General features: G+C 62.9%; 22 protein-coding genes. 5 read left to right on the forward strand and 17 right to left on the reverse strand.

Annotated features, from left to right (window positions below; all coding sequences use genetic code 11):
• Positions 1 to 36 precede the first annotated feature (36 nt).
• Positions 37 to 1,449, reverse strand: coding sequence for a potassium transporter TrkG (locus tag IE053_RS08880; RefSeq protein ID WP_189575089.1), 1,413 nt, complete (start codon positions 1,447 to 1,449; stop codon positions 37 to 39).
• Between the two features lie 101 nt (positions 1,450 to 1,550).
• Here IE053_RS08880 and IE053_RS08885 point away from each other — a divergent pair, with 101 nt between their 5' ends.
• Positions 1,551 to 2,795 (forward strand): M24 family metallopeptidase, encoded by a 1,245-nt coding sequence (locus IE053_RS08885; protein ID WP_189575091.1) that lies wholly within the window; start codon positions 1,551 to 1,553, stop codon positions 2,793 to 2,795.
• Here the strand turns inward: IE053_RS08885 and trkA are convergent.
• From trkA to IE053_RS08915, 6 genes are read right to left on the reverse strand one after another with little or no spacing between them, the layout of a single operon-like run.
• The gene (trkA, locus tag IE053_RS08890) at positions 2,792 to 4,165 is read right to left on the reverse strand and encodes a Trk system potassium transporter TrkA (RefSeq protein ID WP_189575093.1); all 1,374 of its coding nucleotides are present in this window, start codon (positions 4,163 to 4,165) and stop codon (positions 2,792 to 2,794) included. The genes IE053_RS08885 and trkA overlap by 4 nt on opposite strands.
• 3 nt (positions 4,166 to 4,168) lie before the next feature.
• Positions 4,169 to 4,525: a hypothetical protein gene (locus IE053_RS08895; protein ID WP_189575095.1), complete on the reverse strand. Its 357-nt coding sequence runs from the start codon at positions 4,523 to 4,525 to the stop codon at positions 4,169 to 4,171.
• Between the two features lie 9 nt (positions 4,526 to 4,534).
• The gene (gene gorA / locus IE053_RS08900; protein WP_189575097.1) at positions 4,535 to 5,902 is read right to left on the reverse strand and encodes a glutathione-disulfide reductase; all 1,368 of its coding nucleotides are present in this window, start codon (positions 5,900 to 5,902) and stop codon (positions 4,535 to 4,537) included.
• 31 nt (positions 5,903 to 5,933) lie between these two features.
• Positions 5,934 to 6,458: a hypothetical protein gene (locus IE053_RS08905; protein WP_189575099.1), complete on the reverse strand. Its 525-nt coding sequence runs from the start codon at positions 6,456 to 6,458 to the stop codon at positions 5,934 to 5,936.
• Entirely contained in the window at positions 6,451 to 7,143 is a 693-nt protein-coding gene (gene rpiA, locus IE053_RS08910) for a ribose-5-phosphate isomerase RpiA (protein WP_189575101.1), read from the reverse strand. Before rpiA ends, IE053_RS08905 begins: the two co-directional genes overlap by 8 nt.
• Positions 7,144 to 7,190: 47 nt before the next feature.
• Positions 7,191 to 7,946 carry a hypothetical protein gene (locus IE053_RS08915; RefSeq protein ID WP_189575103.1) on the reverse strand — a complete coding sequence of 252 codons (756 nt, stop codon included), beginning with the start codon at positions 7,944 to 7,946 and terminating at the stop codon, positions 7,191 to 7,193.
• A 172-nt stretch (positions 7,947 to 8,118) separates the two neighbouring features.
• Here IE053_RS08915 and IE053_RS08920 point away from each other — a divergent pair, with 172 nt between their 5' ends.
• Positions 8,119 to 9,849 carry a DUF8614 domain-containing protein gene (locus IE053_RS08920; RefSeq protein ID WP_229786155.1) on the forward strand — a complete coding sequence of 577 codons (1,731 nt, stop codon included), beginning with the start codon at positions 8,119 to 8,121 and terminating at the stop codon, positions 9,847 to 9,849.
• Between the two features lie 117 nt (positions 9,850 to 9,966).
• Here the strand turns inward: IE053_RS08920 and ftsZ are convergent, their stop codons facing one another.
• A complete protein-coding gene (gene ftsZ / locus IE053_RS08925; protein WP_189575105.1) occupies positions 9,967 to 11,343 on the reverse strand; it encodes a cell division protein FtsZ in 1,377 nt (458 codons plus the stop codon).
• A gap of 135 nt (positions 11,344 to 11,478) precedes the next feature.
• On the opposite strand from ftsZ, the gene IE053_RS08930 reads away from it, so the two are divergent.
• On the forward strand, positions 11,479 to 12,162 hold the full coding sequence (locus IE053_RS08930) for a nitroreductase family protein (protein ID WP_189575107.1): 684 nt from the start codon (positions 11,479 to 11,481) through the stop codon (positions 12,160 to 12,162).
• Here IE053_RS08930 and IE053_RS08935 read toward each other — a convergent pair.
• The 6 genes from IE053_RS08935 to IE053_RS08960 form a co-directional block, all read right to left on the reverse strand.
• Positions 12,156 to 13,466, reverse strand: coding sequence for a serine hydrolase domain-containing protein (locus IE053_RS08935; RefSeq protein WP_189575109.1), 1,311 nt, complete (start codon positions 13,464 to 13,466; stop codon positions 12,156 to 12,158). The two genes, IE053_RS08930 and IE053_RS08935, sit on opposite strands and share 7 nt — an antisense overlap.
• Before the next feature lie 63 nt (positions 13,467 to 13,529).
• Positions 13,530 to 13,808, reverse strand: coding sequence for a GNAT family N-acetyltransferase (locus IE053_RS08940; RefSeq protein WP_189575111.1), 279 nt, complete (start codon positions 13,806 to 13,808; stop codon positions 13,530 to 13,532).
• 3 nt (positions 13,809 to 13,811) lie between these two features.
• Complete coding sequence (locus tag IE053_RS08945; RefSeq protein WP_189575113.1) at positions 13,812 to 14,090, reverse strand: GNAT family N-acetyltransferase; 279 nt, start codon at positions 14,088 to 14,090, stop codon at positions 13,812 to 13,814.
• On the reverse strand, positions 14,090 to 14,536 hold the full coding sequence (locus IE053_RS08950) for a VOC family protein (protein WP_189575114.1): 447 nt from the start codon (positions 14,534 to 14,536) through the stop codon (positions 14,090 to 14,092). Before IE053_RS08950 ends, IE053_RS08945 begins: the two co-directional genes overlap by 1 nt.
• Positions 14,537 to 14,580: 44 nt before the next feature.
• Entirely contained in the window at positions 14,581 to 15,003 is a 423-nt protein-coding gene (locus IE053_RS08955; protein ID WP_189575116.1) for an OmpA family protein, read from the reverse strand.
• Between the two features lie 393 nt (positions 15,004 to 15,396).
• A complete protein-coding gene (locus IE053_RS08960) occupies positions 15,397 to 15,972 on the reverse strand; it encodes a DUF421 domain-containing protein (RefSeq protein ID WP_189575118.1) in 576 nt (191 codons plus the stop codon).
• 74 nt (positions 15,973 to 16,046) lie between these two features.
• On the opposite strand from IE053_RS08960, the gene IE053_RS08965 reads away from it, so the two are divergent.
• Positions 16,047 to 16,385: a DUF3140 domain-containing protein gene (locus tag IE053_RS08965; RefSeq protein WP_189575120.1), complete on the forward strand. Its 339-nt coding sequence runs from the start codon at positions 16,047 to 16,049 to the stop codon at positions 16,383 to 16,385.
• Here the strand turns inward: IE053_RS08965 and IE053_RS08970 are convergent.
• Positions 16,382 to 17,854 (reverse strand): alpha/beta hydrolase, encoded by a 1,473-nt coding sequence (locus IE053_RS08970; protein WP_189575122.1) that lies wholly within the window; start codon positions 17,852 to 17,854, stop codon positions 16,382 to 16,384. The two genes, IE053_RS08965 and IE053_RS08970, sit on opposite strands and share 4 nt — an antisense overlap.
• 132 nt (positions 17,855 to 17,986) lie before the next feature.
• Here IE053_RS08970 and IE053_RS08975 point away from each other — a divergent pair, with 132 nt between their 5' ends.
• Positions 17,987 to 18,397, forward strand: coding sequence for a hypothetical protein (locus IE053_RS08975; protein WP_189575124.1), 411 nt, complete (start codon positions 17,987 to 17,989; stop codon positions 18,395 to 18,397).
• Between the two features lie 16 nt (positions 18,398 to 18,413).
• On the opposite strand, the gene IE053_RS08980 is transcribed toward IE053_RS08975, so the two are convergent.
• Positions 18,414 to 19,466, reverse strand: a complete 1,053-nt coding sequence (locus tag IE053_RS08980; RefSeq protein ID WP_189575126.1) for an enoyl-CoA hydratase/isomerase family protein — start codon at positions 19,464 to 19,466, stop codon at positions 18,414 to 18,416.
• A gap of 75 nt (positions 19,467 to 19,541) precedes the next feature.
• A complete protein-coding gene (gene alaS, locus IE053_RS08985) occupies positions 19,542 to 22,181 on the reverse strand; it encodes an alanine--tRNA ligase (RefSeq protein ID WP_189575128.1) in 2,640 nt (879 codons plus the stop codon).
• Positions 22,182 to 22,236: the final 55 nt, after the last annotated feature.

Here is a 22,236-nt window from a genome sequence, read left to right on the forward strand (position 1 = left end):
GTAGGGAGGGAACGGTGGCGAAAGCAAGGCTTGCGATCAGGTTTCCCAAAACTCCCTGTCGAACAGCAATAGGAGCAGGACCAGCTCTAGCCGGCCTGCGATCATTCCGAAGGCGAGGATGACCCGCAGGGGCTCGGTGAACTGGATGAAATCGGACGTGCTGCCGGGGGCGGCGGCGATCAGGGGGCCGGCATTGGTGACGACGGCAACGGCGGTGGCTGCTGCGAGCTCAAGGTCGTAGCCGAAGAAGGCGACGGTGAGGACGAGCACCGCAAGGACGATGGTGAAGGCGATGGTGTGGATCCAGACGCCGAACTCATAGATCGCCGGTCGGCCCTGCTTGAGGACGCCGCCGGGGTGGGTCAGCTGCCACAGCTCCTGCCCTGCCCGCTGGAAGGTGATGAGCCACCGCAGCAGCTTGATCCCCCCTGCCGTGGAGACAGCCGCGCCGCCGATGACGGCAGTGACGAGAAGCGGCACGAGCTGCGGGGTCTCCCCGATGAACGAGCCGTTCGTGGACAGGAGCGAAATGGCGTTGACGATCTGCGGCGGGAAGTCAGACCAGTCATAGCTGCCGACCGACAGCCAGAAGAGGAGCGCCACGGGGATGATGAGGAGGATGAAGGCGCGGGTCTCCGGATCAGGACCTGACTTGAGCCTGTCGCTGCCCTGCAGCGCGAGCCGTGCGATGACGACGAAATTGATGGCGCTCACCACCAGCGTCGCCATGGCCACGCCGAGGGCTGCGTTGTTATAGGCCGCAAGACCGCCGGGGGTGGGCGCAAAGCCGCCCGACGCTATGAGCGAGAGCGCGAGCGTAGCGGCCTCTGCCCAGGGAACACCAGCGATCATGAAGGCGAAAAAGCTGACCGCCGTAAGGCTGGCATAGACCGGCGCGAAGGCCCGGAAAGCGCTCGAAAAAGCACGAAGATAGCTGTCGTGCTTGCCGCGGGCGAAGGGCGGCGAAGGCGGGACGACGCCCACGAATTCAGGCCTGACAAAGACGGCCGCGGCGGTGGCAAGACTGGCCATGCCGCCCAGCCATTCGAGCGAGGCGCGGTAGATCATACCGCTGACCGTCGATCGCGCTGCTGGCTCTGACAGCCAGGCGCCCGTAGTGGTCAGGGCCGAGACGGCCTCAAACCACGCGCTCCACAGGCTGAATGTCTGTTCGATCAGGGGAATCGCCGCTGCGAAAGGAACCGCCAGCCAGAACAGGCTGAGCGCCAGGACGAGTTCGCGGAATCCCGAGCGTATGGCGTTCAGCCGCGGAAGGCCCTTGCTCAGAACGAGGAAGCAGGCTCCCGCAAAGCCCGAGACGAAGGCCGAGGCGACGAACGGCTCCATGGCCTCGCCCAGCCCCAAGGCGAGAAGCGCCGGGACGATCGCCGCCACGGCGACGGCGAAGAGCGCTAAAGCAAGGAAACGGAGGACGGGCGCAAACGACATTCGCCCCGGCCTAGCGGGGTTCTCTTAAGATGTCGCGGGGGGCGTTGGCGGATCGGTCCAATCGAGCCTAGGGTCCCGGCGCCGGAGTGATGGAGTGGGCGATGGATGTCAGCAAACGCGATCTTATGAAGGGTGCGGGCCTCGTCGCCGCGGGGTCGATGGTGCCGATCGCCGCATCGGCACCGGCCAAGGCCGCAGACATCGACCTTACCAAGGACGCCAAGCCCATAAGCCGCGAAGAGCGTATGGCACGGCTCGCCAAGTTGCAGAACGAGATGCGCAAGCGGAATGTCCGTATGCTGGTGATCGAGCCTGGGGCATCGATGGTCTATTTCACCGGCCTGCGCTGGTGGCGGTCGGAGCGGCCGACCCTCGCACTCATCCCGGCCGAAGGCGAGGTCGGCATCGTGACGCCTTTCTTCGAGCAGCCCTCGGTCGAGGAGACGATTGGCGTGCCCGCCTCAATCAGGACCTGGCACGAGAACGAGGATCCGTTCCGGGTTGTCAAATCGTATGCTGACGACTGGAAAGTCGGCCGCGGAAAAGTCGGGATCGAGGAAACGGCCCGCTTTTTCGTAGCTGACGGCGTGCGCAATGCGCTGAAAGGAAAGATTGTCCCCGGTGCGCCGATGGTCCGCGCCTGCCGCATGATCAAGTCGCCCGCCGAGTTGGCGCTGATGCAGACGGCAACCAATGTGACGATGGCGGCATACAAGGATGTTTTCGAGGCCATCGAGCCGGGGATGTCCGCCCGCGATGTCAGCAACTTGATGAGTGATCGGACCCGCGCCTATGGCGGGGACGTGCAGTTCTCGATGGTTCTGTTGAACGATGCGAGCGCCTATCCCCATGGCACCGGTACACCGCAGGAGGTGAAGGAAGGCGGCATCATCCTGATGGACTGCGGCTGCGCGGTGCACGACTATGAAAGCGACGTGTCGAGAACATTCGTGCTTGGCGAGCCGACGGCGCGGCAGCGTGAGGTCTGGCAGACGGTGAAGCGTGGCCAGGAGGTCGCGCTGGAGAATGCTGTCGTCGGCACCCCTGCGGGCGATGTCGACCGCGCCGTTCGTCAGTACTATGAGAGCCTTGGCTGGGGGCCGCGCTACCAGACGCCGGGGCTGTCGCACCGTCTTGGCCATGGCATCGGGATGGAAGGCCATGAGCCGATCAATCTCGTCGAGAACGAGACGATGGAGCTGCAGCCAGGCATGTGTTTCTCGAACGAGCCGGGACTCTACTCTTTTGGAGAGTTCGGCGTGCGGCTCGAGGATTGCTTCGTCGTGACCGAAGACGGGCCACAGCTCTTCAGCGCGCTGTCGCCGTCGATCACGCAGCCAGTCTAGAAATAGTCGATCCCGACACGGAACATCTTCTCCACCTCTTTCACGGCATCGCGCATGGCGAGCAGGACGATGCGGTCGCCGGGCTCGATGATGGTGGTCTTGTTGGGCAGAATGACCTCCGCCCCCCGGACGATAGCGCCGATGACCACGCCTGACGGCAGGTCGGCCTTGCCAAGTGGCGTCCCGACGAGGCTCGAGGTTTCGAGCGCAACGGCGTCGACGAGTTCTGCCTGGCCTTCGAGAATCGAGTAGACAGATTTGATCCGTCCACGGCGGACGTGCTGGAGAATCGTCGATATCGTCGTCGCGCGCGGGTCGATGAAGCGGTCGATGCCCACCGACTGGGACAGAAGGCCGTATTCAGGCTCGTTGGTCAGGATCATGGTCCGGCGCGCGCCCTCGCGCTTGCCGATGACGCCTGCGAGCAGGTTCGTCTGGTCGCTGTCGGTCAGCGCGACGAGAGCCTCGGCTTCCGACACGCCTGCCTCCGCGAGGATCGACCGGTCGAGGCCTGAACCGTGGAGCACGATCGTCCTGTCGAGGCGCTCCGCGATGAAGGCCGCACGTTTCTCGTCCGCCTCGATGATCCGGATCTTGCGCTTGCCCTGCTCCTCAAGCGCCCGCGCGACGTCGAAGCCGATATTGCCGCCACCGACGAGGACAACCCGGCGCGCCGCCATCTGGCCTTCGCCCATAATGGCAATGGCGCGATCGACATCCTGCTTTGCCGAGACGAAGAAGACTTCATCGTTTTCTTCGAGTTGGTCGTCCGGACCCGCACGGAAGAAGCTTTCGTTCCGGTAGACGCCGACGATGGTGATCTTGAGATCGGGGAAAAGCTCGCGCACCTGTCGCAGCGGGGTCGCCAGGATCGGCGAGTCCTCGCGCAGCCTGAGCCCAACGGCCCAGACCTTGTCGTCGGCGAAGCTCTTCACGTCAAAAGCTGCGGGAGTCGTCAGCCGCTGAAGCACGGCAGCCGCGACCTCGCGCTCAGGCGAGATGATGACGTCGATCGGGATGTTGTCCCGGCTGAAGACATCGGCATAGCGCTTATCGAGATAGCTCCGCGCACGGATACGGGCGATCTTGGTGGGCACTTTCAGGATCGAGTGCGCGATCTGACAGGCGACAATGTTGACTTCGTCCGAATGCGTCACTGCGATCAGCATGTCGGCCTCGCGGCCGCCTGCTTCGACAAGGACATCGGGGTAGGAACCCGAGCCTACGACACCGCGCACGTCGAGGCGCTCGGTGATGCCGCGGACAAGCTCCGGCGACTGGTCGATCACCGTGACGTTGGCATCTTCCTCAGCGAGGCGCTGGGCGATCCCGGTTCCGACGCGGCCCGCGCCGCAGATGATCACGCGCATGATCTAGTCTCCTGATACCGCGCCGCGCAGGCAATCCGCGGGCGCAGCGGGTGAGAGCGGCAGGGTGTAGCCGGTAATGCCGGGCGTTACGTAAACGCTGGTGATGTACTGGTCCGGGCTCTCGGCGCTGACGGCAAGCTCGCCTTCCCAGTCGAGCTTGAAATAGATCGGCTTTCTGGTCAGCGGCTGCATCTCCTCGATGGCAAAGACGAGCGTGTATTCGCCGCTGCGCGGGTGGACCTTGTAGCCCTCGATCTGGCGGAACGTGCAGACCGTGTCGTTCTCGACCCCGATGGTGACGGCCTGGGAGCAGGCGGCGAGAGAGGTTCCGAGCGCCATGCATGCCAAGGTCCGGATCATCCGAGCCTCCTACTCTTCCACGATCGTGTTCAGGGTCACCAGTTCCTCCGCCACGGTCGGGTGCAGGGCGCAGGTGGCGTCGAACTGCGCCTTCGTGACGCCGGCCTTCACCGCGATGGCGGCGACCTGGACCATCTCGCCTGCCTCGGTCCCTGCAATGTGGCAGCCGAGGACCTTGTCGGTCTTCTTGCAGACGACGAGCTTCATGATACAGCGCTCCGGGTTCTGCGCGAGGATGTTCCTCATGGCACGGAAGTCGGCCTTGTAGACATCGACCTCGTAGCCCGCTGCCCGCGCCTCGGCAGCCGTATAGCCGACCGAAGCGACAGGCGGCTGGGAGAAGACCGCCTTGGGGATGAAGTCATAGTCCATCCGGCGAGGATTGCCCTTGAATTGCGTTTCCACGAACGCCGCCGCCTCGCGGATCGCCACGGGCGTGAGGTTCACGCGGTTCGTCACGTCGCCCACGGCGAAGATCGACGGGACGCTCGATTGGCTGTCTTCGTTGACGATGATGGCGCCGTGCCTGTCGACCTGCACGCCGACCCTATCGACGCCGAGACTGTCCGTGTTCGGCCGCCTGCCGATGGCCCAGAAGACGAGCTCCGTATCAAGAACGTCTCCGTTCATCAGGTGGACCCTGCGCCCGCCAACGTCCATCTCTTCGATCTTGGTGAAGACCGTGTTGTTGACGTAGCGGATACCCGCGCGCTCGAAATTGCCCTCGACATAGGAGGCAAGGTCCGTGTCGAAACTGCGCAGCACGCGTTCGCCGCGGTAGACAAGGGTGACAGCGACGCCGAGGCCCGCGAGAATATAGGCGAACTCGACGGCGATATATCCCCCGCCTGCAATCACGGCCGTTTTGGGGAGTTTTGGCAGCAGGAAGGCGTCATCCGAGACGATGCCGAGCTCGGCACCAGGAATACCGTCATCGCGGATGGGACGACCACCGACGGCGACAAGGATCTTCTCCGCCGTGACCTGGCGGTCCTCCTCGACGATATGGATCGTATGCGGATCGACGAGGACTGCACGGCTGCGGATGTGATCGACGCCATTCTTCTCAAGGATGCCGGAATAAATGCCGGAGAGGCGCTCGACCTCGGCCTGCACATTGTCGCGCAGGGTGTCCCAGTCGTGGCGCGGTGCCTCGGGAAAGGTCCAGCCATAGCCCTTGGCATCTTCCATCATGTGTCCGTATTCGGACGCATAAACAAAAAGCTTCTTGGGCACGCAGCCGCGAACGACGCAGGTGCCGCCGGGTTTTGATTCCTCGGCACACGCGACTTTGAAGCCGGCCTGCGCCGCGAGCCGCGCTGCCCGGACACCGCCCGAACCTGCGCCAATCACAAAAAGATCGTAGTCGTAAGCCATCTGGCCTCCTTCGCGGGGGGTGGGCGCGAGGTTACTTCGGCATGGTCGGGACGAAGCCGATACGGTTCTGGTAGCGGGCATCGCCGAAATCGGCGAGCTCGTGGCGGAAGAGATGGAGGAACTCGGCCATCAGGGTCTCGTAGACGGGCTGCAGCTTCCCCTCGAAGTCGAGCGGGAGGCGCAGCCGCGGCTGGTTCGCGATGAAGATTTCGAACCGGTCGTCCTTCACCTCGACCTTGATGCCCGTGCGAATCCAGAGCGAGCCGGAGTCCTCGACATTCGGAACAGTGACGGAGATGCCGAAAGCGATCGGCTCCAGTCGGATCGGTTGCTTGGGGTCATAGCTGAATGCGGCGTCCCCATATTCCTGGCTCGGGTCGAACGGTCCCTGGGGCGGCACCAGCGCAACGGCGGGTTCGGGTGCTTCGAGATAACTGTCGAAACCCTCGGCCACGGCGTGCCCGAGGGCACGGCACCGGAGGAAGTTCTCCATGGCCGCTTCGCCGTAAGCCTCGATCGCCGCCTTAAGCGTCTCGTAGGGCGTCTTCTCAGCCATCGAGGAACCCATCCTCGGTCGCGAGGATCTGGTGGACGTCGAAGCCCAGGAACAGGCCGGTGGTCACGACGCCCGGTATCATGGTGAGCTTCCGGTCGAGGGTTTCGGGGTTCTGGATCCGCCCGAGCGCCAGATCCGCAACGAGATTCCCGGCGTCTGTCAGGAAAAAGCCTTCGCCATTCGGCGCTGCGCGCAGCGTGATTTGCGGATTGCTGAAGCCCTCCTCCGAGAGCACCTCGCGGATCGCCCGGACGGTCAGCGCTTGGCCGAACGGGATGACCTCCACCGGCAGCGGAAAGGCGCCGAGGGTGTGCACCCGCTTCGACGCGTCAGCGATCATGACGAACTTCCGCGCAGCCCGTGCGACGATCTTCTCGCGCAGCATGGCGCCTCCGCCGCCCTTGATCATCGAGCCATCGGGCGTGATCTCGTCCGAGCCATCGATGTCGAGATCCAGCACCGTTGTCTCGTCAGGCTCGAACAGCTCGATGCCGTTCTTCCTGGCGAGTTCCTCGCTCCATCTCGAAGTCGGGACGCCCTTGACGTCGAGGCCCGTGCGGACCTTCTCGCCCAAGGCTTCGATAAAGAACTTCGCCGTGGAACCTGTGCCGAGGCCGAGCCGCATGCCGTCCTCGACGAGTTCGAGCGCAGCGAGAGCCGCGCGTTTCTTGGGTGAATCAGCCATAAGCCGCCCTTAGCGCGGCTGCCGAGAAATGACAGGGGCAGCCTGAGTCAGGCGTTCACGACTTTGATCGCCGCGTTGTACATGCCACTGACCGACTGCGACACTTGGCTCAGCCAACGGAAGACGTGGTTGATCGTCACCGCACGGTTGCGCTGGGCCTGCGGGATCTCGCCGGAGAAGACCCGCGTCATCACCGCGACGCCGCTTTGGAACTGGGTGTAGAATGCCTCGATCAGCCGCCGGTCGCCGACGCTCATCGTGTTCAGCTTGGCCCGGAACTGGTTGTAGACCCCGGTTTCGAAGAAGTGGCCGAAGTCCTGATAGTGCTGGTTCATCCGTCCGAGGAAGAGGAGGATCAGTTCCAGAGAGTGCTGGGCATAGCGCGCCGCGGCTTCCTTATCCTGACGCTTGATCGCATCTTCGAGGAGCGCGGCGACCCGGATGAATTCTTCAGAGAAGCCGCTCAGCTCGCGACTCACCATGGAGGTGAACTCGAACTTCTTCTCCATGTCGAACAAGATGTCAGGGCTGCATTCCTCGATCTTCTTGAGAAGCTTCGATGTGAATTGCAGGCGGATCCAATTCTTCGACTTCTGCGCCACCCCAATGGCAATACCGAGGACATCGGTCGGAATCCCTGCTTCGTAGAGCGTGTCGAGCCGCTCGGGGTCGGTAAAGAAAAGCGGTGCGGCTTCAATGTGATCGAGCCCCTCGTCAGTATAGAGTCTGGCGCCTTCGCTCATGCCTTCGGCCATGAAACGAATATCCGCCGCGCCGCGCCGCGTCATTCCGAAAAGCTGCATAGCCCGCTCCCCCACTAGGTTTAGTGGAACCGAGGTTCGCCGCGAAACCGGCCTGCGTCCAGAGCTTCCTGCGGTGCGGCGCTTTGCTAGCCACGCCGGAAAGGTCTAAGCCCCGGCCGGGCAACACAGATCGAGAGCAGGCTGGGCCCTGCTCCGGGATAGGGAGATTATCGTGCAATCATCCAAGAGCGCCCTTGCGGCAGCGCTTCTCCTCGTGGGCCTTGCAGCCTGTGACCGTGAGGCGGTCGAGCCGGTCGAACAGGCAGCTTCGGAAGAAACAGGCTCCATGGAGTCCGCTGAACCCGCTTCCGAAGTCGAGGTCGCCCCGACCGAAGAGCTCCTGAAACTGCGGGCCCAGTTCGCGCGGATCGAGATGGATCCAGACACCTCATTCCTCACGGAAGAACAGCGCGAGGTCATCAACCTGCTGAACCAGGCAGGCAACCTGATGAGTGCGATCTACCTGCGCCAGATTTCACCGCGGAATCCTGAATGGCGTGAAGAGATCGCGGCGTCGGAGCTCAAGGACCGGGACCTGCTGCTCGACCTGTTCGACCTGCATTTCGGCCCTTGGGACACCCTGAATCACAACAAGCCGTTCTATGGCTCGGTGGAGCGGCCCGCAGGCGCCGGCTTCTACCCCGCCGATATCACCAAGCAGGAATTCGAGGACTGGATCGCGGAACACCCCGAAGACGAAGAGGCGTTCCGTTCAGGCTACACCGTGATCCGCCGGACCGAGGACGGGGGACTGCGTGCGATTCCCTATAGCGAGGCGTATGCGGAGTTCCTAGAACCGGCAGCTGCCCTCCTCCGCCAGGCCGCGGACAAAACGTCGAACGAGAGCCTGAAGAGGTTCCTCACCTTGCGTGCTGAGAGTTTCCTCACCGACGACTATTTCGAAAGCGAGATGGCGTGGATGGATCTCGACGGAACGATCGAAGTCGCCATTGGTCCGTATGAGGTCTATGATGACGGGCTCTTCGGGTATAAAACCGCCTATGAAGCTTTCATCACGGTGAAGAACCCTGAGGAATCAGCGGCGCTCGACAAATACAAGGGCATGCTCCGCGACATGGAAGAGAACCTTCCGGTCGACAATTCCTACAAGAACTTCGCCCGCGGCTTCGAAAGCCCGATTGCTGTCGTGGACCAGGTCCATGGCGGCGGTGACAACGTGCCGGGTGTGCAGACGATTGCCTTCAACCTGCCCAATGACGAGCGGGTTCGCGAAGCGAAGGGCGCGAAGAAGGTGCTGCTCAACAACGTCATGGGGGCGAAATTCGACCGTATCCTGGCGCCGATGGCATCGAAGGTCCTGGTGGACGAGCAGGCCGGGCTCCTGATGCAGAAATACATGGGCGTGAACACGCTCTTCCACGAACTGAGCCACTCGCTCGGGCCGGGCACCATTACCGTGGACGGCGAGGAAACGACGGTGAATGCTCAGCTTAAGGAGCGTTACTCACCGATGGAGGAAGGCAAGGCGGACGTCATGGGCGCCTACAACATCCTCTACATGATGGAGCGCGGCGAGCTGCCTGCGGAGGAGAAAGAGAACTTCCTCGCTACCTATTTCGCAGGTCTCTTCCGCTCGATGCGCTTTGGCATCGGAGAGGCGCACGGCAAGGGCGCAGCCTTCCAGTATAACTTCTACAAAGAAGCCGGCGCCTTCGAGGTTGACGAGGAGACAGGCAAATACAGGGTCGATTTCGATGTGCTCGAGAAGGCCATCCGTGATTTGACGGCCAAGGTCGTGATAATCCAGGGCGACGGTGACTATGACGCAGCCGGAGCATTTCTCGATGGCTATGGCGTTTTGGATGACGATGCTGATCGCATCATCGCCTCGATGACCGAAATCCCGGTGGACATCCAGCCGATTTATCCCGAAACGCTCTGACGTCTACGGAGTCATGACGAAAGGCCGCGGCATTGTCCGCGGCCTTTTTTTGATCTGCACAGAAAGAAAAAGGAGGGCCGAGGCCCTCCTTCTCGCACCTGCAGTGCTGCCCGGAAATCAGTTGCGGCGGAGGAATGCCGGGACTTCGACCTCGTCGTCATCGTCCGTGAGCGGCTTGGCCGACGGCTTGCGGCGCGGCTGCAGAGGCTGTTCGTCCTGGCGGCCCTTGAAGGTCTCCTTGAGAAGGCCCATGGCCGCTTCGAGGGTCGAGGTCTGGCGACCGCGGAACGGATTCTGACGGGCTGTGGCTTGCCGAAGCTCCTCGCGGGCGACCGGCGTGTCTTCGGTCAGGATACGGCGGATACGCTCATGCACTTCGCCGACCGGGTTGGCTTCGGTGCTGGCCGCGACCGCGGCCGGAGCGGAGTCAGGCTGTTGGACCGGGGTCGGTGTTTCGGCCGGAGCGGCTTGCGGCGCAGCGGCGACGGCCGGGCGCGGCGCGGCCACCGGCGCGGTGGCAATGGCGGAAGCGCCGTCGATCCCCGTGGCGACGACGGAGACGCGGATCGTGCCCTCGAGAGACTGGTCGAAGGTCGAGCCGACGATGATGTTGGCATCCGGGTCGACTTCGTTGCGGATGGCGTTGGCTGCCTCGTCCACTTCAAAGAGCTTCATGTCGAGGCCGCCGGTGATGTTGATCAGCACACCCTTGGCGCCCTTGAGCGACATCTCGTCGAGAAGCGGGTTCGAGATCGCGGCGGCAGCAGCGACTGAGGCGCGGTTCTCGTCAGAGCTCTCGCCCGTGCCCATCATGGCCTTGCCCATCTCGCTCATCACGGTACGGACGTCCGCGAAGTCGAGGTTGATATGCCCCGGCACGATCATCAGGTCGGTGATGCCGCGCACGCCTGCGTAGAGCACTTCGTCAGCCATGCCGAAGGCGTCAGCGAAGGTGGTGTTCTCGTCAGCAAGCCGGAAGAGGTTCTGGTTGGGGATGATGAGCAGCGTGTCGACATGGCGCGACAGCTCCTCGATTCCTTCGTCCGCGATCCGCATACGGCGGGCACCTTCAAAGGCGAAGGGTTTCGTCACGACACCGACGGTCAGGATGCCAAGGTCGCGCGCGGCCTTGGCGATGACCGGGGCGGCACCGGTACCCGTGCCGCCGCCCATGCCTGCGGTGATGAAGAGCATGTTCGCGCCTTCGAGTGCAGCCATCACCTCGTCGAGGCTTTCCTCGGCGGCGGCTTCACCGATCTGCGGACGCGAACCTGCGCCGAGGCCCTGCGTCACCCCGGTACCGAGCTGGATCTTGGTTTCGGCTTTCGAGAGGCCCACCGCCTGCGCATCCGTGTTTGCGCAGACGAAGGAGACGCCGTCGAGCTCGCTCTCGATCATGTTGTTGACCGCGTTGCCGCCTGCGCCGCCAACGCCGATGACGACGATCTTGGGCTTGAGCTCCGCCGAGGTGGGTACAGAGAGATTGAGCGGCATGTTGGGCGAATCCTCAGAACGGCTTGGGTGTCACGGTTAAAGGATCGGTCAGGAGGGTTAGCGGCGGGTTAACGGCGGTGCGGAATTGCCTGACGGGTTCTTCACACAGCCGGGATCAAGGCGCACAACCCGCCCATGACCAAGCATCGCCATATCCCTTTGAAAGACCTGCCTCCCGGACCGCAGCTTTCGGACGAGGAGAGCCTCGCCGCCGCCCGCGCCTTCGCCGAGACCATGAAGACCCGGCACACGCTACGAGCGTTTTCTGGCGAACCGGTGGACCGGAAGGTTATCGAGGCGGCGATCGCGGCGGCGGGCACCGCCCCCTCCGGCGCCAACCACCAGCCCTGGTTCTTCGCCGTCTGCGAGAGCCCGGAGGTCAAGCGGCAGATCCGCATCGCCGCCGAGGAAGAGGAGAAGGCTTTCTACAGCGGCAAAGCGGGCGCCGAGTGGCTGGAAGCCCTCGCGCCGATCGGCACCGATTGGGAGAAGCCGTTCCTCGAGACTGCGCCCTACCTGATCGTCTGCTTTGCCCAGAAGCGCGGCGGCATCGAAGCGGGCGACGACAGGAAGAACTACTACGTCACCGAGAGCGCGGGACTTGCTTGCGGGATGCTGATAACGGCGCTCCACCTTGCCGGGCTCGGCACCCTCACCCACACGCCGAACCCGATGAAGTTCCTGAACGAGCTCCTCGGCCGTCCGGCGACGGAGAAGCCGCTGATGATTGTCGTCGTGGGCAAACCCGCGAAGGATGCAACGGTGCCGGAGCACGCGCTGAAAAAGAAGGCGCTGAGCGATATTATGCGGGTTTACTGAGCGACCGGCTCACCTTCCCAGCGGACGCCCTGCCAATCCAGGAGCATGTCGTAGCGACCATCTTCGCGGGGGCGAAACTCGATAGACTCGTTTGACTCAGGGTCCTCAAAAAACACACGCTCACTCTCGGCTTTCAGAAAGCCGTTGTTCTGTCCGTTCTGGTAGACGGCGAGCGCTCCGTTCTCGAACTTGATCACGAGCTTAAGGTGCTCGAGCTCCGCAAAGCTGTACGTGCCCTCGTATCGCCTGAGCGTGCTCTCGGGCAGGTCAATGGCTGTACGGAACACCTTCTCGGGTATCTCGAAGGGTTTGCCCTCAAGAATCGCCCTCATATCACTGACGACCTGTGATAACGGAACCTCGTCATAGTTTGAAAGCAACACCATTCGATAGCCAAGTTCAGTATTCGCCTCGACGTAAGCACGCTTACCGCGCGTGCCGCCGGCGTGCGCGATCACACCGTCTTCGTTGGCAAGCTTGCTGAGAAAAGGCTCGCGGGACACGTAGCTCAGCAATTGATCGAGGTCGGCGGCGGTCGCGTAGAGGTGAGCCGGACGCATATCCTCGCGTTCGAACTCCTCGATCGCGATGAGGGCGCCGTCCCTAAGGAAATGTCCGTAGGCGTAATTCGAGGGTTTGGGCCGAGACGAGTAGAAGTGCCCGCCGCTCATCGTCATACCTGCAGGGTCGAAAATCTCTTCCTCGGCATAGCGGACAAACGGCACGCCAGCGGCCTCCGCAATCATGGCATAGAGGACCTGGTAGCCAACATTCGAGTAGCGTCTTCCTGTGCCCGGATCGAACTCAAGCTTCTCAATCGCAGCGAGGCCGACGATCTGGCCCGGGGTCAAGGCAAGCTGGTCCTCGGGCGGATCGGTCAGCTCCCGCGGAAGGCCGGAGGTGTGGTCCATGAGGTGTTGCACCGTGATCTCATCGCCACGCGGGAAGCTTGGGAAGAACTCGGAAACCTTCGTCTGCCGTGTCAGCAGCCCGTCTTCCTCGAGCTGCACCACTGCGATTTTTGCCACCAGCTTGGAGACCGAACGAAGGTCGTACTGGCTGTCGATCGTCACAGGCATCGTCGGCGGGATCTCTCCGTCGAGAGTGTAGGCGGAGAGATGAATGACTTCGCCATGCTTCGTGGCGAGCACCGTGCCATTGAACTGCCCAAGGTCGCGCAAAGCCTCGAAGTAGGCACCAATGTCCGCGTCTTCGAGAGCGCCCTGCGGTGCGACCGACGCCTCATGTGCGCAGGCGGACAAAGTCAATACGAGCGCCCCGAGCCCCAGGCCTTTTCGAAACATGAAAGACTCCCCCCACATCGAATCTCGATGAGAGGTAATCACACTTGGCTGGGCTGCAACCCCCTATTGCAGCACGTCCTGCCAGTCCTCGTGCCGGTCGATCTGTGCTTTCGCGTAGGGGCAGAGGGGGAGAATCTTCCGGCCTTCCCGGCGGGCGTCCTCGACGCCGCGCTGCACCAGTGCAACCCCGACGCCCTTGCCGCGCAGGGCATCGGGAACACCGGTGTGGTCGATGATGATCAGCTTCTCCCCGGCGCGGGAATAGGTCATCTCGGCCTCATGGCCGTCGATGGCCACAAAATAGCGCCCCTTGCTGTCTGACTCTTCGCGCTGGATCTCCATCGCCTATTCTCCGCGCACGTCCTGCCACTCAGGATGCCTGTCCATCTTGGCTCTCGCAAAGGGACAAAGCGGGACCAGAGTTTCCCCGCGGGCACGGGCCTCCTGCACGGCATGGGCCACGAGCTGGGTGCCGATGCCCCTTCCCTCGAGCGCGCGCGGCACACCGACATGGTCAATCGTCAGCCTGCTGCCTTCCTTGTGGAAAGTCAGCTCCGCCTCATGGCCTTCAATCTCGGTCACGTAACGGCCGCGGCCGCCTTCATCCTCTCGCCTGATATCCATCAGCCTTCCTCCTTGAGCCCCTTGTCGAACACCATCCGGTCGTCTCGGAACGCCTTGAATTCGAGCGCGTTTCCCGCCGGGTCGAGGACGAACATGGTGGCCTGCTCGCCGGGCTTGCCTTCAAAACGGATATAGGGCTCGACGATAAAGCGGGCACCCGCAGCCCGCAGCCTGTCGCGAATCCGTTCCCATGCGGACCAGTCGAGAATCAGCCCGAAATGGCTGGCCGGCACCGCCTTGCCGTCGACCTCATTGCGCTGGGCGGCGCGGCAATCCTCAGGTGAGAGGTGGGCGACGATCTGGTGGCCGTAGAAATCGAAGTCGATCCAGTGGCCGGGGTCTTCCCGCCCTTCAGGGCACAGAAGAACGCCGCCATAGAAGCTACGCGCTGCCTCCAGGTCGTCGACGGGAAAGGCCAGGTGGAAACGCGGACGGGAGCTGGTCATGGAGCGGGCTTACCGGATCGCCGGGGCCTGCCCAAGGCCCGTCGTCACTCCGAAAACTCGATCACGACGCGGCGGTTCAGCGGCTCCCGACGCTCGTCGACATGTTTGCGCGCAGGCTCGGTTTCGCCGGCACTCTTGATGGTGATATCGTCCTCGCGGAAGCCGGACTGCACGAGAACCGAAGCGACGGCCTCTGCGCGTTCAAGGCCGGTCTGGTAGTTCTCGTCCTCGGGACCTGCCCTGTCCGTGTGTCCGGTAACGGTGGCGCGGGTGTAGCCTGCGGCCAGCGCCTTGGCGGCAATGTGCTCCACCAGCATCACGCCGGCAGAGCCGAGATCGTTGCGGCCGTAGTCAAAATAGACGGTGGTCTCGAAATCCTCGGGGCTAAGGACCACGCCTTCTTCGACAGGCTGGGCCGCGGTCGCCGAGGCGAGACCGAGCGAAAGAGCAGCGAGAAATGCGAGCATATCGAAGACCTTGGGCGTCCTTTCCGCCCAGTGTCTCTCCCCATTCAGGGGCATGTCAATCTCGCTGCCCGGCTGCCCCAAGCCGCGCCGGACGCAAAAGCGCCGCCTCGCCCCTGCCGTCACCGGCCGGAACAAGCGGCGCCTAGCCATGTCTTCGTGAGGAGGCAGCGGTCCGGAAGAGCTAGCGCTTCTTTCCGAAGCTTTTGCCGCGCGGTTTGAGCTTGTGTTTCTTCATGGTGCGCGGAGCCATGGACGGCACGGCGAGGCGGCTGCTTGCCTTGCTGAAGGGCTTCTTCGGCATCGAAAATGTCTCCGGAGGCAGGATGCCTCAATGCAACATCTGATGCCCGATTCTGCTGAAATTTACAAGCCTGCGAAGGATCTGAGACTTTTTCATCCGCGATTCGAGTGATGTGCGCCATATTCCCCTAGGGAAGAAGCCTGCAGCGAATGCGCCTGGAAGTGTTCGGGGATCGCTGATCCATCGCCCGCTTGCTCCTCCGGGATGACGCTGATCGTGCCGTCACTCTCGAGTACCATGGCGTGGACCCGGCCAAGGTCGCCGCAGGAGCTGTCACGCGCCGCAGCGTAGAGCTCGCTTTCTGCAATCCGCTCGGCGCGCATTGCGTCCCGAAGAAACTCGCCCTTGTGGAACAGGAGCCGCGGCTCGGCCTTCACCAACTGGTCAAAGCGTGACGATCGCGCCGCAGTGAAGGTCACGCACCACTGGAGGAACAGGAGAACGGCGACAGCAATAAGGCCCTGGGCCAGGGCCACGGACTTCGCGGTCAGCATCGCGGCAAGGACCGAGCCGAGAGCTATCGTCACCACGAAATCGAACATGTTCAGCTTGGACAGGCTGCGTTTCCCCGAAATCCGCAGGAGAAGCGCGATGCCGATATATCCGATGACACCGATAAAGAGCGTCCGGCCAAGGCTGGCGGCGCTGTCGACAAAGATGGGCTCCATCACGGCTCCTCCATGGCGAGCGAACGCCCGAGGCTGCACCGCGTTCCCTTGGGGACGCACAAAGGGAGCGTTCGATGAGCAAAGACCGCGAACAGGTCTGGGATGAATGGCGCGATCTGGTGAACATGCAGCCGAAGGAGCTTGAGGAATGGCTGAAGACGGAGGAATCCAGATCCGTCGGTGCCGACTCCGGCGATGGTGAAAGCAAGGGTCACAAATCGGGCAAGCGAATCGTCGAGATCAAAAGGACGAACAAGGACGACCTGTCAAACGACGACTGGGACCACATGCGCAAGGTGGTCGGCTACATCAAGCGGCACAAATCACAGGGCGGCCCGAAGAATGATGTCGAGACCTCCGACTGGCGATACAGCCTCATGAACTGGGGCCATGACCCCTTTAGAGAGGACTAGGCGTCGTCCACTGGTGCAAAATTGGGGAGCGCGGCTTCCAGCTCCCGGCTTTCGACTTCCCCGCCGTCGAGAAAAAGGTCGATCAGCGGGACGACTTCCTGATGGTCGAAGAAGAGGTTGTGCCCACCATTCCGCACAAGGACGATCTCACGGTTTTTCTTCAACCCGCGCGTCGCCTTGCGCGCGCCCTCGGGATAGGTGCGCCCGTCGAGGGTGCCGGAAAAAACGAGGATCGGCGTCTTTCCCCTGGGTCGCTTCCGGAAACTGTCCGGAAGCTGATAATCCTTGGCCACTTCAAGGAGGTGGGGCATGGGAAAGTTGAGCGCGTCTCCCAGAACCGCCGTCCGGGCCTGGGACTGGACCCGGCGGAGCCTGCGGGCACTGACGCCCGAGGCAAGATCCATCCCCGTGGACATGGCATCCATGTCGATCGAGTCCTCGAGGATGAAGGGCAGGATCCGGGCGAAAGTGCTCACGTCACCGGTCTCATCGGCAGCCTTGAGCGCGGCGAGGAGATCGACCGCGCGCTCCGGGTCGGAAATCATGAAGGCGCAGATGATGCGCAGGCCATACCCCGTGAGTTGAAGGTCCGGCTTGTTGCTCCGGCGGATGACAACCGGCTCCGCGTCGAAGCGGGCGGCAAGACGGCGGATCGTCCCCGCAACGTCCGGATACAGCGCTTTTGCCTCGGGCTGGCTGTCGATCGCCGCCTGGAGCCGTTCGAAATAAGCATCGGTGTGGGCCGGCATCTTCACCGTCTGGTCGAGCCCCTCGACGCTGACCAGGACGGCGCGGTCGATCCTGTTCGGGTATTCCTTCACCGTCGCAAGGGCCAGATGGGTGCCGTAACTGATCCCGAGAAGACTGATCTCGCCGCCAAGGACATCGGCCACCGCTGCCAGGTCATGGGCGCTTTCGAGGGTGTTCCAGCCCTTGAGATCGACGCCTGACGCTTCCCAGAACGCCGCGCACTCCTCGAACGCCCCGCGATAGGCCGAGATGATATCACGTCGGTGCGCGGGGCCGCCGTCAGCCCAGCCATAAGTGCTCTCGCAGGAGGCTGGCCGGTCCGACAGGCCGGTACCGCGCTGGTCGAAGAGGATGACGTCGGCGTCCTGCCGGAGCCGGTCGAACATCGCCCAGCGCGGTCCGCGGGCCGCGCCCGTGGCCGAGCCACCGGGGCCACCAGCGAGATAGACGATCGGGGGATGGCCTTTCGGATTGAGCGCAGGCAGTCGCACGAGGCGGATCGCGATCATCCGGCTGTTCCTGTCGCTGCGGTTCTCCGGAACGGTCAGGGTGATTTCTTCGGCGGGGACAGGCTCTTCGCCGCGTGGCTCGAACACGGTTTCCCTGCGATCCACAGACTCAAACAGGACACGCTTGGAGAAAAGACCCGCATGGGCCGGGGCCATGCCGAGCATCGCCGCCAGCATCAACGCCAAGCACCGCCACAGAAACCTTACCATGCACTCCCCGTATTTTTTGGCCGTTGTGCCGGGTGCAGGCGCACATTCCAAGAACGAACCGCATCTCACTCGCCGCTGGGCGAAGGGGTGCAAACATGCGATATCCCCGAAAACCGTACCGGAGACCTGTCAATGGCGTTCTTGTTCCGCCTGCTCGTGGCACTTGTGATCCTTCTCGCCCTGCCTTTTCACGCGATCGTGCCGCTCGTGAAGATCATCGGGCTGTTCGACGACCGGGTTTACGAAATGCTGGTCGGAGCCGACCCGCTGGTGACCGCCTATGTCGATGCGGCCTGGCTGCCTGCGCTCCTCCTGCTCGCATCGACCGTCATGCTGGCTGGCGCGATCGTCGGCGTTCTGAAGGGGGAGCGCTGGGCGGCGAACCTCGTGTTCCTGACGGCAGTCGCGGATGCAGCGTCGATCTATTTTGCCAATTCCATGGGCTACACGGACCTGCCCTTCACGATACTGCACATCGTAGGCCTGGGCGCGGGGATCGTGATCCTGTGGATGGTCGTCCGGGCTGTGACGAAGCCGGCTTGATGCCGGCTCCCTTTCCCTAAAGCTCGAGCGGGCCGCCTTCAGGCTCGGTGAAGTACCAGTCGATCCGTGCAGGATCGACGTCTTCAACCCTCGCAGGCTGCCATTTCGGATTTCGGTCCTTGTCGATGATCTGGGCACGGACACCCTCGAGGAAATCCGGGCCTTCGAGAAGGTGTGCGGTGACGTTGAACTCGCGTTTGATGGCGTCGGAGAAATTATCAGGCGCCTCGTTGAGGAGGCGGAGGGTCAGCACCTGGCTCGTCGGGCTGCCCGATGCCATCCGGTCGAGGCATCCTTGGCCAAAGCTGCCACCGTTTTCGGCGAGATCCTTCTTCAGCGCCGCAACGCTCTCGACCTTGCCGAAATGGTGGTCGATGTCACGGACGGAGTGAACGAAATCGCCGGGGTCGGAAACGTTGTACGCGCCCAGCGCCTCGTCAATCGCGCCCAGAGGGTCACCTGAGAGATCCGCCCCGAGGAGGGCTTCGCGGGTCGCATCTACCTGGTCATCAGCGATCAGGTTGGTCGCAATCTCCGCGGACAGACAGTCCGGTCCCATCATCCGCGTGCCGGTCAAGGCAAGGTAGAGACCAATGCCGCCTTTGAGCTGGTTCAGCGCATAGCTCGCCCCGACATCGGGCACGAGACCGATGCCGCATTCGGGCATGGCCCACATGGTCCGGGAAGACATCACCCGGCGGTCAGCCATGCAGGAGACACCAACGCCGCCGCCCATGCAGATCCCGTCGATCAGCGCGATATAAGGCTTCCCGTAATGGGCGATCAGGTTGTTGAGCCTGTACTCCTTGCGGAAGAAGGTCGCAGCTTCGACGGGGTCCTCCCTCGCCGTCTCGGCGAGCCAGCGGATGTCACCCCCCGCGCAGAAGGCCTTCTCGCCTGCGCCTTCAATGAGGACAGCCTTGACGGCATCATCCTCGGCCCACTCGCGGAGCTGCGCGTCCATCTGGACACACATCTCCGAAGTCAGGGCGTTGAGCGCCTTGGGGCGATTGAGCGTGATGACGCCCCAATCGCTCTCGCGGGCGAAGAGAATGTCCTTGTCAGCCATGGCGGTTCCTCCGGTCGGATCATGCGGCGAACACAAGGGCTCGCTCTTGTGTTCTAGCGTTGCGGCGCGCGGGAGCTACCGCGCGAGCCTTGCTTTGACAGCATCGAGCGCCGCTTCTCCCCTAGAGCCGTCAGGGCCACCGCCATGGGCGAGGTCCGGCTTGCCGCCGCCGCCCTTGCCGCCAAGGGCCTCGACCATCAGCTTGACGAGTTCCGGCGCGGGGTGATCGCCGATAACGGCCGGGGACACCCCGACGGAGGCAGAAGCCTTGCCGTCATTGACCGCGACGAAGGCGGCTACGGCCCTGTCGTTCTTCTTCAGCGCGTCGGCGATCAGGCCGCGAAGCTCTTTGGGCGGAATGCCTTCAAGCACCGCGCCGGTGAAGTGGACGCCACCAATTTCCTCGGACTGGGTCGCAGCCCCGCCCGTCGCGGCTTTCTTGCGCGCGGCCACGAGCTCCTTTTCGAGCTTTTTCTTCTCGTCCTGTAGCGCTTCGATCCGTGTGGGAACATCCTCGGGCGTTGTCTTGAGGATGCCTGCAGCCTTGAGCGCGATATTGGCCTGGCCCTTGAGAAAGCGGCGCGCCGCCTCCCCCGTCACGGCTTCGATCCGGCGGATACCCGAAGCGACGGCCCCTTCCGAGGTGATGGCAAAGAGCGCGATGTCGCCTGTCCGGTCGACATGCGTGCCTCCGCAGAGCTCGACCGAATAGGCTTTGTCCCCACCCGGAACATGCCCGAGGCTCAAGACACGGACTTCGTCCTCGTACTTCTCTCCGAACAGCGCCATGGCGCCACTTTCGATGGCCTCATCATAGGGCATCAGCTTGATGATCCCCTCGGCGTTCTGCCGGATGATTTCGTTGACCTCGGCTTCGACGGCATCAATCTCGTCGCGGGTCAGCGCGCCGTTATGGCTGAAATCGAAGCGAAAGCTGTCCGGGCCGACGAAGCTGCCCTTCTGGGTCACGTGGTCGCCAAGGATGTTGCGCAGCGCCTGGTGGACAAGGTGCGTCGCGGAGTGGTTGGCTTTGGTCCTTGCACGGCGCAACTCATCGACGGAGAGGACGATCTCTTCGCCCGTCCTCAGGCTGCCTGCTTCGATGGTTGCGACATGGACGTGCTGGCCGTTCTTTTTCTTCGTGTCGGTGATGGTCAGCTTCGCGCCGGCCTCGGTCTCCGCCGTGCCCGCATCGCCAGTCTGTCCGCCGCTTTCGCCGTAGAACGGCGTCTGGTTGGCGACGAACATGATGTCGTCACCAGCCGAAGCGCTGTCCACCTGCTGGCCATCCTTGACGATAGCCTGCACCTGACCGGACGCTTTGAGGTGGGTGTAGCCCAAGAACTCCGTCGGACCATGCTGGTCGGCGATCTCGTACCAGACCTTGTCGTCCCCGGCCTGCCCGCCGAAATTCGAGGCCGCGCGCGCCCTCTCTTTCTGCTCGGCCATGGCCTTCTCGAAGCCCTCCGTATCGAGCCTGAAACCCTGTCGGCGCAGGGCGTCTTCGGTGAGATCGACCGGGAAGCCATAGGTGTCATAGAGCTTGAACGCGGCTTGGCCGGGAAGCGTGCCGCCTGCGGGCAACTTGGCCGTTTCCTCGGACAGCAGCTTCAAGCCCCGATCGAGAAGGTCGGCGAATTTCTCTTCCTCGAGGCGGAGCGTATCGGTGATGAGTCCCTCCGCACGCTGAAGCTCCGGATAGGCAGCGCCCATCTCCTCCACCAGCGTCGGAACGAGGCGATGCATCAGCGGGTCTTTCGCGCCGAGGGTCGCGGCGTAGCGCATGGCGCGGCGCATGATGCGACGCAGGACATAGCCCCTGCCCTCGTTCGAAGGCGTCACACCATCGGCGATCAGGAAGCTCGACGACCGAAGGTGATCGGCGATGACCCGGTGCGCCGCTGCGTCCTCTCCCTGTTCAGGCCTGCCGGTCAGTTCGACCGAAGCGCCGATGAGCTTCCGGAACAGGTCGATCTCGTAGTTCGAGTGCACGCCCTGAAGCACGGCGGCGATGCGTTCCATCCCCATGCCGGTGTCGATCGAGGGCTTGGGCAGGTTCTCACGCGAGCCGTCCGGCTGCTGATCGAACTGCATGAAGACCAGGTTCCATATCTCGATGAACCGGTCGCCGTCCTCGTCCGGCGAACCCGGAGGGCCGCCGGGAATGTCCTCGCCGTGGTCGTAGAAAATCTCCGAGCACGGACCGCAAGGGCCCGTATCGCCCATCGACCAGAAATTATCGGACGTCGCGATGCGGATGATCTTCTCATCAGGCAGGCCAGCGATCTTCTTCCAGAAATCGAAGGCCTCGTCATCGTCATGGTAGATCGTGACCAACAGTTTCGCCGGGTCGATGGCGAATTCCTTCGTGCACAGGTCCCAGGCGTTCTTGATCGCCTCTTCCTTGAAATAGTCACCAAAGGAAAAGTTGCCGAGCATCTCGAAGAAGGTGTGGTGACGCGCCGTGTACCCCACATTGTCGAGGTCGTTGTGCTTGCCCCCGGCGCGAATGCATTTTTGCGACGACGTCGCGCGCGGCGCAGGCGGCGTCTCCTTGCCCGTGAAGATGTTCTTGAACGGCACCATCCCGGCATTGACGAAAAGCAGCGTCGGGTCCGACTGCGGCAGCAGCGGCGCAGAGGGGATCACCTTGTGCTCGCGCTCTTCGAAGAAGCTGAGGAACTGGCGGCGGATATCGTTGACGGTCGCGGTCATAGCGGCGTGAGTTAGTGGCCCTCGCGCCGCTACGCAACGTGTTTGCCGGGATGGG

This window comes from Parvularcula lutaonensis, assembly GCF_014651915.1.
Classification (GTDB): Bacteria; Pseudomonadota; Alphaproteobacteria; order Caulobacterales; family Parvularculaceae; genus Parvularcula; species Parvularcula lutaonensis.